This is a genomic window from Nocardioides sp. REDSEA-S30_B4 (genome assembly GCF_001627265.1).
Lineage (GTDB): Bacteria > Actinomycetota > Actinomycetes > Propionibacteriales > Nocardioidaceae > Nocardioides.
Genome location: NZ_LUPI01000020.1, coordinates 1 through 8,019, shown reverse-complemented (window position 1 = coordinate 8,019; position 8,019 = coordinate 1). Strand labels below are relative to the sequence as shown.

The window sequence follows — 8,019 nt, the reverse complement described above, 5'->3', positions numbered from 1 at the left end:
CCTCGGGCACCGGACGCGCGTCGACGACCACGGTCCCGACCAGCTCGTCGTGCCAGCCGCGGCGCCGACCGGAGACGTCGGCGGCGGCGGTCCAGGCCAGCGTGGCCAGGCCGAGCCCGAACGTCGGCAGCCCGGCCAGGGCGAGGACGGCCTGGCGGCGTACGGCGTCGGGGAGGGTGAGCGCGCCCCCCGGCGTCTCCACGCGCAGGCCGAGCAGCGCCATGCCGGGGGTGGCCCCGCGGGTGCTGAGCAGGGTCGCGCCGAGCACGACGAGCACGGCCCCGAGCAGGAGCGGGGTGAGGACGACCAGCCACGTCGCGGCCCCGCGCGCGACCAGGGCAGCGGCGACGCCGAGGGGAAGGCCCCACCCGGCGACGCGGTCGAGCGCGTAGGCGTGCAGCCGGCGCTCGAGGTCGGCCGGTCGGACAGCGGCGGCCGGCCTCGGGGGCAGGGGGGGGGTCACGGGCGGTCCACGGCGATCGTGAGGCCATCACCCAGGTCGATGACGGCTCCCGGCAGCAGTTGGACGGGGATGCCGGGGCGCAGCGGCTCCTGGGGCAGCCCGGGCTGGGTGAGCAGCGTGCCGTTGGTGGAGCCGAGGTCGGTCACGACCGCGCTGCCGTGGTCGGCCCCCGACCCCGGGCGCACCTCCAGGTGGGTCGAGGAGATCTCCTGCTGCGGGCTCGGCACGGCGAGCAGACGGGGCTTCTGCGTCGCGGTGAAGCGGCGCGCGGCGGGCGGACCAGGTCGGGCGGCACCTCGCCGTCGCGGGTGAGCCCGTCGTGGTCGTCCGAGGCGGGCGACCAGACGGGCGGTTCGTCGTGGTCTCGACGCCCGCTCGTCGCTGGCGCTCCTCGCTGCCCGACCACCGGGCCTGGGGCCACCTGCTGCTCGGCGGGCCACAGGACGCGGGCCGCGCGGACGAGGCCGTCGCCGACCTGGAGGGCCGGCCCGGTGGCGGTCGTGCCGAGCTCGAGGCTGATCGCCCGGACGTGGTCGGCGGTGGCCTCCGCCCAGGTCGTCACCGCACGGCCGTCGGCGACCGTCTCACCGTCCTCGGCGTCGAGCAGGCAGACGGCCCGGCCACGGACGACGGCCCGGGTGCGCTCCCCGTCGGTGCTGACCAGGGCCAGCCCGGCGAGGTCGCTGAGACCGTCGGCCAGCACCAGGTCGAGGACCTCGTCGGCGGGACCGCCGGCGTCGACCAGGGCCCAGGCGGCGGCCGCGAGGTCGCGGCGGTCGGGGGGCAGGGCGAGGACGAGGGACGGGCCGAGGACGGCGTACCACTCCCCCGGGACGTAGGAGCGGGTCGTCGGGTCCTGGTCGCTCACGGCAGCGCTCCCAGTCTCTGCTCGAGGTCCAGGTCGGAGTGGGTGTCGTCCCCGGCGGCCGGGGACGAGTCGACGACCACGACCGTGGCGTTGTCGCGACCGCCGGCGTCGAGGGCCGCGGCCAGCAGGGCGTCGGCTGCGAGGGCCGGGTCGGAGCTGGTGGCGAGGACCTGTCGCATCTGCTCGTGGTCGAGCATCCCGGAGACGCCGTCGCTGCACAGCACCAGCCGCGGCGCGGCGGCGACCGGCAGCACGAAGAGGTCGGGCTCGGAGTGCTGGTTGCCGCCCAGCGAACGGGTGATGACGTGGCGCTCGGGGTGCTCGGCGGCCGCCGCCTCGGTGATCAGACCGGTGTCGACCAGCTCCTGGACCACCGAGTGGTCCACCGTGACCTGCTCCAGCGAGCCACCCTCGACCCGGTAGGCGCGGGAGTCGCCGAGGTTGGCCAGCAGCCACGCGGGGGCACCGTCGTGCTCGGCGAGCAGCGCCGCGACGACGGTGGTGCCGGCCTGGAGGGGGCCGACGCCCCGGGCGCGCTGCTGCTCGGCGTACGTCGCGATCCGCTGCCGGCAGGCGTCGAGCACCTCGACCACGGCGACCGCGGCGTGCGCGGGGTCGTAGCCACGGTCGGCGAGCGCCGCGAACTCCTCCACCACGATCGCGCTCGCGACGTCACCGCCCTCGTGGCCGCCCATGCCGTCGGCGACGACGAACACCGGGGGCTGGGCGAGGTAGGCGTCCTCGTTGACCTCGCGGACCCGGCCGACGTCGGTGCGGGCGCCGTGCTCCAGCTGCACCGCGGTCACGCGTCGGCCCCCGTCGGGGTGGCCGGTAGCGTGGGAGGGATGGCCGAGGAGGGGTACCGCTCACTGGCCGACCAGCTGCGTGCGTGGTCGGACCAGCAGCTGTCGCGCCTGCTCCTCGCGCGTCCGGATCTGGCCACTCCCGCCCCTCAGGACTCGGGGCAGCTGGCCTCGCGGGCCGCCACCCGTGCTTCTCTCATGCGTGCGCTCGACCAGCTGTCGCGGGTCGAGCTCTCCGTCCTAGATGCCCTGGTCGTCGCCGGCCAAACCACACCGCAGGAGCTGCGGTCGCTGGTGCACGCGGACCCGGCCGCCACCGATGCGGCACTGGCGCACCTGCGCGACCTGGCCCTGGCGTGGGAGTCCCCCACCGGGCTGCGGGCGCTGTCGGGCGTGGCCGACCTGCTGGTCGGCGGGCCCGACGCCGGCGTGAGCGGGCTGCGCACCCGCTCCGCGGAGCCCGCGTCGGCCGAGGAGGTCGCCCAGCGGCTCGCCGAGATCTCGGCGGCGGCCCGCACCCTGCTCGAGCACGTCCTGGAGCAGGGCGGCGAGGCCACCACGGGCAGCTCCCGCCACACGGTGCTGCCCGAGGACGCCCGCACCCCGCCCGAGGAGCTGCTGGCGCGGCGGCTGCTGGTGCCGCGTGGCGGCGGCTCGGTCGTGCTCCCCGGTGAGGTGGGCCTGGTGCTGCGCGGCGGCCGCACGACCACCGAGCCCGTCGACGTCGCCCCCGAGGTGCCCACCTCCTCGCGTGAGGCCTCCCTGGTGGACAAGGTCGCCGCCGGTGCTGCGTTCGAGGCGGTGCGCCGCGTCGAGCTGCTGCTCGACCACTGGGGAACCCGCCCGCCGGGGGTGCTGCGCAGCGGCGGCCTCGGCGTGCGCGACCTCAAGGCCACCGCGGTCCTGCTGCAGGTGGACGAGGCGGTGGCCGCACTGCTCGTCGAGACCGCGTACGCCGCTGGGCTGCTCGCCACGGGCACCGGCCCGGACGGCGAGCCTGCCTGGCTGCCCACCGACGAGCTGGACCGGTGGGTGACCCGGTCGGCGGCCGAGCGCTGGCAGGTCCTGGCGCGCGCCTGGATCGACTCCCCCCGCCTCCCCGGGCTGGTCGGCCGCAAGGACCCGGCCGGCAAGACGTGGAACGCGCTGGTCCCGGAGCTGACCGGCGTCCACCAGGTGGAGACCCGCCGGCTGGTGCTCGACGTGGTCGGTGGCCTGCCCGCGGGCGAGGTGCTCGCGACCGGCACAGGTGTGCCCGGCGTGGTCGCGCGCGTGGCCTGGCTGCGGCCGCGCCGTCCCCGCACCCGGGCCGACCAGGTGCTGTGGGCGGTCGAGGAGGCCGCGGCGCTCGGGGTGACCGGGCTCGGCGGGCTGGCGTCGTACTCTCGCGCGCTCGTGGCGGACGACGACGCCGCGCCCCTGCTCGAGCCGCTGCTGCCCGCACCCGTCGACCACGTGCTGGTGCAGGCCGACCTGACCGCGGTGGCGCCCGGGCCGCTGGAGTCGACGCTGGCGCGGCGGCTGCAGGTGCTGGCGGAGGTGGAGTCCCGGGGAGGGGCGACGGTCTACCGCTTCACGCCCGGGTCCGTGCGACGCGCGCTCGACCTGGGCTGGACCGCGGTGGAGGTGCACGACTTCCTGGGCGAGGTGTCGCGCACGCCGGTGCCGCAGCCGCTGACCTACCTCGTCGACGACACCGCTCGGACCTTCGGGGCGGTGCGGGTCGGGCACGCCGAGGCGTTCCTGCGCGCCGACGACGAGTCCGCGCTGGCCGAGATCCTGCACCACCCGCAGGCGCGGTCGCTGGGCCTGCGACGGATCGCCCCGACCGTGCTGGTCTCCGACACGCCCCTCGACGTGCTGCTGCCGCGGCTGCGCGACCTCGGGGCCGCCCCGGTGGTCGAGGCGCCCGACGGCACGGTCCGCGTGGCGCGGCCCGACCAGCTCCGGGCACGCGTCCCGCGCGACCGGCGGCCCACCGCGGCCGGGTCCGCCCGGGTCGCGGCCGGTGCCGCGGCGGTCGTCACCGCCGTACGTGCGGGGGACCGGGTGGCCTCGACCCGGCCCGCCGACTCGCCCTCGCTGACCCCGTCCGGCTCGCTGGCGGCGCTGCGGGAGGCGATCGAGCAGCGGTCGTCGGTGGTGATCGGCTACGTCGACAACCACGGCTCCCGCTCCGACCGCGTCGTCGACCCGCTCGGCCTCGAGGGCGGCCGGCTCACCGCCCACGACCACCGCGCCGACGACACCCGGGTGTTCGCGGTGCACCGGATCACGTCTGTGCGGCCGGTCGGCTGACGGTTTATCGGCCGGCCGATGAACCTTGCCGTTGGACGATGGAGTTCCGTCGGCCCAGGGCAGGGTCTGTCGGCCGGCCGATGAACCTTGCCCGGCGGGCCCACCCACCACCTCCGTACGCTTGTCCGGTGACCGACGGCCCCCTCATCGTCCAGTCGGACAAGACGCTCCTGCTCGAGATCGACCACGACCGCGCTGCCGACTGCCGCAAGGCGATCGCGCCGTTCGCCGAGCTCGAGCGCTCGCCCGAGCACGTGCACACCTACCGGCTGACCCCGCTGGGGCTGTGGAACGCGCGGGCCGCCGGGCACGACGCCGAGCAGGTCGTCGACACGCTGCTGGAGTACAGCCGCTACGCGGTGCCCCACTCCCTGCTCGTCGACGTCGCCGAGACGATGGCGCGCTACGGCCGGCTGCGGCTGGAGAAGCACCCCACCCACGGCCTCACCCTGGTGTCGAACGACCGGCCGGTGCTCGAGGAGGTGCTGCGCGCCAAGAAGGTCGCCGGCATGCTCGGGAACCGCATCGACGACGACACCGTCGCGGTGCACCCCTCCGAGCGCGGCAACCTCAAGCAGGCGCTGCTCAAGCTCGGCTGGCCGGCCGAGGACTACGCCGGGTACGTCGACGGCGAGGCGCACCCCATCGACCTCGACGAGTCCGGGTGGGAGCTGCGCGACTACCAGCGCGACGCCGCGGAGTCCTTCTGGCACGGCGGGTCGGGCGTGGTCGTGCTGCCCTGCGGCGCCGGCAAGACGCTGGTCGGGGCGGCCGCCATGGCGCACGCGCAGGCCACCACGCTCATCCTCGTCACCAACACCGTGAGCGCGCGGCAGTGGAAGGACGAGCTGGTCCGGCGCACGAGCCTGACCGAGGACGAGATCGGCGAGTACTCCGGGGCCGTCAAGGAGATCCGACCGGTCACCATCGCGACGTACCAGGTGCTCACCATGCGCCGCAAGGGCGTCTACCCCCACCTCGAGCTGCTCGACGCCCGCGACTGGGGCCTCATCGTCTACGACGAGGTGCACCTGCTGCCGGCGCCGATCTTCCGGATGACCGCCGACCTCCAGGCCCGCCGCCGCATCGGATTGACCGCGACGCTGGTGCGCGAGGACGGCCGCGAGGGCGACGTGTTCTCCCTCATCGGGCCCAAGAGGTACGACGCCCCCTGGAAGGACATCGAGTCCCAGGGATGGATCGCCCCGGCCGACTGCGTCGAGGTGCGGGTGACCCTGCCCGAGGGCGAGCGGCTGGCCTACGCGACGGCCGAGCCCGAGGAGCGCTACCGGCTCGCCTCCTGCACCCACCGCAAGGTCGACGTCGTGAAGTCGCTGATGGCCCGGCACGCGGGGCAGCCGACGCTGGTGATCGGACAGTACATCGAGCAGCTCGACGAGCTCGCCGAGGCCCTCGACGCCCCCGTCATCAAGGGCGAGACGTCGGTCAAGGAGCGGCAGCGGCTCTTCGACGCGTTCCGCTCCGGCGAGGTACGCACCCTGGTCGTCTCCAAGGTCGCGAACTTCTCCATCGACCTGCCCGACGCCGAGGTCGCCATCCAGGTCTCCGGTTCCTTCGGCTCCCGCCAGGAGGAGGCCCAGCGCCTCGGGCGGCTGCTCCGGCCCGGCCACGACGGCAAGGTCGCACGCTTCTACACCGTCGTCTCCCGCGACACCGTCGACGCCGACTTCGCCCAGAACCGCCAGCGGTTCCTGGCCGAGCAGGGCTACGCCTACCGCATCGTGGATGCCGAGGACGTCTCGACGCTGTAGGCCGTCGCGAGCGTCGTCCGGTGCGTGCGTCGGCGAGGCGGAGGAGCGAAGGCGGGACGGATTCCCGACGAGTCGACGACAACGCGGCCGACGTGCGTGCCGGGCGGCGCGCAGCAGGCCATGCAGGGTCGAGACGTCCTCAGGGACGTCTCGACGCTGGAGGCCTGAACCCGGGGGACGTCATACGGACGGGACGTCCGCTGCCGCGTGACGCATGACGTCCCGGGCAGCCCTGGGGACCTCGTGCGCTGAGCCACACCGGCTGTCCGGCGTACGACGTCGGTTCGGTGGCGCGGAGCCGCGGCCCCTACCCTGGGACGGGTGAAGGCGCTGCTGCTCGAGAACATCCACCCACTGGCCGTCGAGGTCCTCACCGACCGCGGCTTCGAGGTCGAGCTGCTCCCGGGCTCCCTGTCGGAGGCCGAGCTCCTGGAGAGGCTGCCAGGCGTGAGCCTGCTGGGCATCCGCTCCAACACCAAGGTGACCGAGCGCGTGCTCGAGGGGGCGCCGGACCTGCTGGCCATCGGCTGCTTCTGCATCGGCACCAACCAGGTCGACCTGACCGCCGCCGCGGACCGCGGCATCGCGGTCTTCAACGCCCCGTTCTCCAACACCCGCAGCGTCGTCGAGCTGGTCATCGGCGAGATCATCATGCTCGCGCGGCGGCTGGCCGAGAAGACCGAGAAGATGCACGCCGGCGTCTGGGACAAGTCCGCCAAGGGCAGCCACGAGGTCCGCGGCCGCACGCTCGGCATCGTGGGCTACGGCAACATCGGCACCCAGCTGTCCAACCTCGCCGAGGCGATGGGCCTGCGGGTCATCTTCTTCGACACCGCCGACCGTCTCGCCCACGGCAACGCGCAGCGCATGAAGACCCTCGACGAGCTCCTCGAGCGCGCCGACGTGGTCTCGCTGCACGTCGACGGCCGCCCCGGCAACGCCGGGCTCTTCGGCGCCGAGCAGTTCGCGAAGATGAAGCCCCGCTCGCTGTTCATCAATGCCGCGCGCGGGATGGTGGTCGACACCGAGTCGCTGCGCGAGCACATCCTCTCCGGCCACATCGCCGGCGCCGCGCTCGACGTCTTCCCCGTCGAGCCCAAGGCCCAGGGCGACGAGTTCGAGTCGCCGCTGCGCGGCCTCGACAACGTCATCCTCACCCCGCACGTGGGCGGCTCCACGCAGGAGGCGCAGGAGGAGATCGGCCACTTCGTCGCCAACAAGCTGGCCGGGTTCGCCCACGAGGGCCGCACCGAGCTGTCGGTGAACCTGCCCGCGGTGATCGCGCCGCAGCTGCACACCGGCACCCGCGTCGGCTACCTGCACCACAACGTCCCCGGCGTCCTCGCCGAGGTCAACCAGCTCGTCGCCGACTCCGGCGCCAACGTCACCGGGCAGTACCTCGCCACCACCGGCGAGCAGGGCTACGTCGTCACCGACGTCGACGGTCCCCTGCCCCAGGACGTCCTCGCCATGCTGGGCGGCTCCGAGCACTGCCTGTGGGTCCGCGGCTTCGAGGCCTGATCGCGGGTTACTCCGCACCACATCTCACCCTCCGCGCGAGCTGAGGGTGAGATCTCGTGCGGAGTAACTACGCGAGCGACCTCTCGGCCGTGCGCCAGCGACCTCTCGACCGTGCGCCAGCGACCTCTCGACCGTGCGCCAGCGACCTCTCGGCCGTGCGCCAGCGACCTCTCGGCCTTGAGGGTGAGACCTAGTTGTACTGACCACGGACGTTAGGTACGGCGTGCCTGCTGGACGATGACGAAGACCTCCGGGTGAGGTGTGAAGCGACCAAGCATCCACTCGCTCACGAAC

General features: G+C 74.3%; 7 protein-coding genes. 3 read left to right on the top strand and 4 right to left on the bottom strand.

The window, feature by feature from the left end; genetic code table 11:
• The 4 genes from A6R01_RS05770 to A6R01_RS05755 form a co-directional block, all read right to left on the bottom strand.
• Positions 1 to 463 (bottom strand): RDD family protein (locus A6R01_RS05770; RefSeq protein WP_292604432.1); only part of this gene is annotated, 463 nt, incomplete at its 3' end.
• Positions 460 to 648 (bottom strand): FHA domain-containing protein, encoded by a 189-nt coding sequence (locus tag A6R01_RS05765; RefSeq protein ID WP_292604430.1) that lies wholly within the window; start codon positions 646 to 648, stop codon positions 460 to 462. The genes A6R01_RS05765 and A6R01_RS05770, both read right to left, overlap by 4 nt.
• A complete protein-coding gene (locus A6R01_RS05760; protein WP_292604428.1) occupies positions 606 to 1,331 on the bottom strand; it encodes a hypothetical protein in 726 nt (241 codons plus the stop codon). The genes A6R01_RS05765 and A6R01_RS05760 overlap by 43 nt, the downstream gene beginning before the upstream one ends.
• On the bottom strand, positions 1,328 to 2,137 hold the full coding sequence (locus tag A6R01_RS05755; protein WP_292604426.1) for a protein phosphatase 2C domain-containing protein: 810 nt from the start codon (positions 2,135 to 2,137) through the stop codon (positions 1,328 to 1,330). The genes A6R01_RS05760 and A6R01_RS05755 overlap by 4 nt, the downstream gene beginning before the upstream one ends.
• 39 nt (positions 2,138 to 2,176) lie before the next feature.
• Between A6R01_RS05755 and A6R01_RS05750 the strand changes: the two genes are divergently transcribed.
• From A6R01_RS05750 to serA, 3 genes are all read left to right on the top strand, one after another.
• Positions 2,177 to 4,432 (top strand): helicase C-terminal domain-containing protein, encoded by a 2,256-nt coding sequence (locus A6R01_RS05750; protein ID WP_292604424.1) that lies wholly within the window; start codon positions 2,177 to 2,179, stop codon positions 4,430 to 4,432.
• A gap of 128 nt (positions 4,433 to 4,560) precedes the next feature.
• Complete coding sequence (locus A6R01_RS05745) at positions 4,561 to 6,204, top strand: DNA repair helicase XPB (RefSeq protein WP_292604422.1); 1,644 nt, start codon at positions 4,561 to 4,563, stop codon at positions 6,202 to 6,204.
• A gap of 321 nt (positions 6,205 to 6,525) precedes the next feature.
• Positions 6,526 to 7,725 carry a phosphoglycerate dehydrogenase gene (gene serA, locus A6R01_RS05740; protein ID WP_292604420.1) on the top strand — a complete coding sequence of 400 codons (1,200 nt, stop codon included), beginning with the start codon at positions 6,526 to 6,528 and terminating at the stop codon, positions 7,723 to 7,725.
• Positions 7,726 to 8,019: the final 294 nt, after the last annotated feature.

Excerpts from the sequence above, each read along its gene's own strand:
- A6R01_RS05750 (WP_292604424.1), top strand. The coding sequence starts at position 2,177 with ATGGCCGAGGAGGGGTACCGCTCACTGGCCGACCAGCTGCGTGCGTGG.